2 protein-coding genes are annotated in these 2,127 nt (G+C 60.7%); both read right to left on the bottom strand.

What is annotated here, in order from left to right:
- Positions 1-581: 581 nt before the first annotated feature.
- Positions 582-1,634, bottom strand: coding sequence for a GTSAG motif subfamily hormone-sensitive lipase (locus PQR42_RS45335; RefSeq protein ID WP_408496063.1), 1,053 nt, complete (start codon positions 1,632-1,634; stop codon positions 582-584).
- A 24-nt stretch (positions 1,635-1,658) separates the two neighbouring features.
- Positions 1,659-2,127 (bottom strand): dehydroquinate synthase/iron-containing alcohol dehydrogenase family protein (locus tag PQR42_RS45330; protein ID WP_408496061.1); only part of this gene is annotated, 469 nt, incomplete at its 5' end.

Below are 2,127 nucleotides of genomic sequence, written 5' to 3'. Positions count from 1 at the left end.
GCCGATATTGTTTCCTCGAGTCTCTGGACCGCCACTCGATCGGCTATCGAAGTTGGCTCGTGTGGGCGACGGGAGACTGGAAGCGATCCAAACGCCGGCTGAGTGGATAACCGACCAACGTTATCTTGCGTGTTGCTTCAGATGTCTGGTGCTCAACGAAGTCGACGTTTCGGCACCACGGTGGAAGAGGGAATGGCTCGATCCGGCAGCTGAATACTGCAAAGCGCATCTTAGTCTGCTGGAAACGGTGCCAGCATCGATCTTTCGAAAAGCTGCCAACTTCGGCGCAGCGCTCCGGGCAATATCGCGCTATCGAACTCCTCGGTTTCCACGAAACAGACGGCTACGCTAGCAGCGTTACTGAACTCGCTAGCGCTCCTGTGAACACGGCTAGCATCAATTGTGAACGCCAACAGCTGCGGCCTTGTCCCGATGGGCGCGTAGCAGGAGGTCGATAGTGTTACCCTCCGCGCCGGAATGAAGCCGTCCTACGACGCCAGGAGAGCGATCCCGGGAATCCTATTGAGATCGGTCTCGCAATCCCATTCGAGAGGAGCAAAAGCGCGCCTCTCGAATGGGGATCAACGGCCGAGGTGCCTATCGAAGAATTGAGTGATTTCTGCGAATGCCGCTTTGTCCTCGGGCACACGATCATCCATCTGGTACTGAGCGTGCGACATTCCGTCGAAAACTTCGAGTTGTGCATCGACGCCGGACTGCTGAAGCTTCTGGTGTACACGGACCGTGTTGCTGAGCAGCAAGTCGCGTGTTCCTGTGGTCAGGATCGCCGGCGGAAAGCCATGCATATCTCCGTAGACGGGTGAGAGCAGCGGGTCCTTCAGATCATGACCGTGCGCGTAGACAACTGCCGCGGCATGACAGAACCCATTGGGCGACACCAGGACGTTGTCCACCTTTTCATTCGTGTAGAACGAGTCGCCAGTCTTCGTCAGGTCGGACATCGGCGTACCTGGTGCGATCGCACCCGGCATTTTCAGCCCTTCCTGCCTCGCGCGCAGCATCAGTTCGAGCACGAGCGCGCCACCGGCCGAGGTCCCGAAAACGCCCACATTCTTTGGGTCGTTCCTCTGGAGCACCGACTTATACACACTCTCGACGTCGTCGAGCGCTGCGGGGAAATAAGCCTCGGGCGGCATGCGGTAGTCGACCGAAATGACCTTGTAGTGTCCAAGACCCGCCATGATGATGGCCTCTCCCGTACCCGACTCTCCAGGATAAAGCTCGTAGCAGCCGCCATGGATATGAATCAGCACCTTGTCGCGATGTTCGGGCGGAATATGGTTGGGCGTCACGATGTGCACCCTCACGCCGTTGATCGTCGATGCCTGCACCGTCACGTCCAGACGCTCGCGCATGGCCGGGAGCGTTTGCATGACCTTCGCGGCCTGTGCGTCGGCAGCCGTTCTCCATTGCTCGCCCGTCGTCCACAAGACATTCCAGGCGGGGTTCAGCGGCGTCCCGATGAGCCTTTGCAATTGGGGGCTGACTTCCGTCGGCACCGGAATGGTCCGCGCGGGCACCTGGCGAGGCGCAAGCGTGCCGTCGTCGGCAAGCGCCGCGCCGGAAACTGAGGCCAAGGCGGCGCACGCGAGCAGGAATTTAGTGAACTTCATCGCAGAACTCTCTCCGGTTCGGGCTTAAACGGCCACCTGATACACCTTGCGGCTCACGTCGAGCGTCACGTCGCCGTGTTCGCCCAATGCCGTCATCCCGTGCTCTTCGAGCTTCGCGATCAGCGTGCCGATTGACTGGCCGCCAATCTGGTAGTCGCGCAAGCGGGTTCCCACCGACATGCGTTCGAAGAACACACGCGTCGCCGTGATCGCCGCACTGATACGCTCGTCCTCGCTGCCCTCGGTGATGTTCCAGACTCGTTCGGCGTACTGCAGCAACTTCCCGCGTTTCGACTCGCGGCGCACGCTCAGCATGGCCGGCAGCACGATGGCGAGCGTCTGTGCGTGATCGAGTCCGTGCAGCGCCGTGATCTCGTGGCCGAGCATGTGGGTCGCCCAGTCCTGCGGCACGCCGGCGCCGATCAGGCCGTTCAGTGCCAGCGTCGCGGTCCACATCAGGTTGGCTCGCACCGCGTAGTTGTGCGGCTCGGCA

Source organism: Paraburkholderia sediminicola, assembly GCF_046027355.1.
In the GTDB taxonomy this organism is placed as follows: Bacteria; Pseudomonadota; Gammaproteobacteria; order Burkholderiales; family Burkholderiaceae; genus Paraburkholderia; species Paraburkholderia sediminicola_B.
Note: the sequence above shows the minus strand (reverse complement) of the source record. Positions and strands in the feature narration are given on the sequence as shown.

Coding starts and splice junctions, on each gene's coding strand:
- PQR42_RS45335 (WP_408496063.1), bottom strand. CDS start 1,634: ATGAAGTTCACTAAATTCCTGCTCGCGTGCGCCGCCTTGGCCTCAGTT.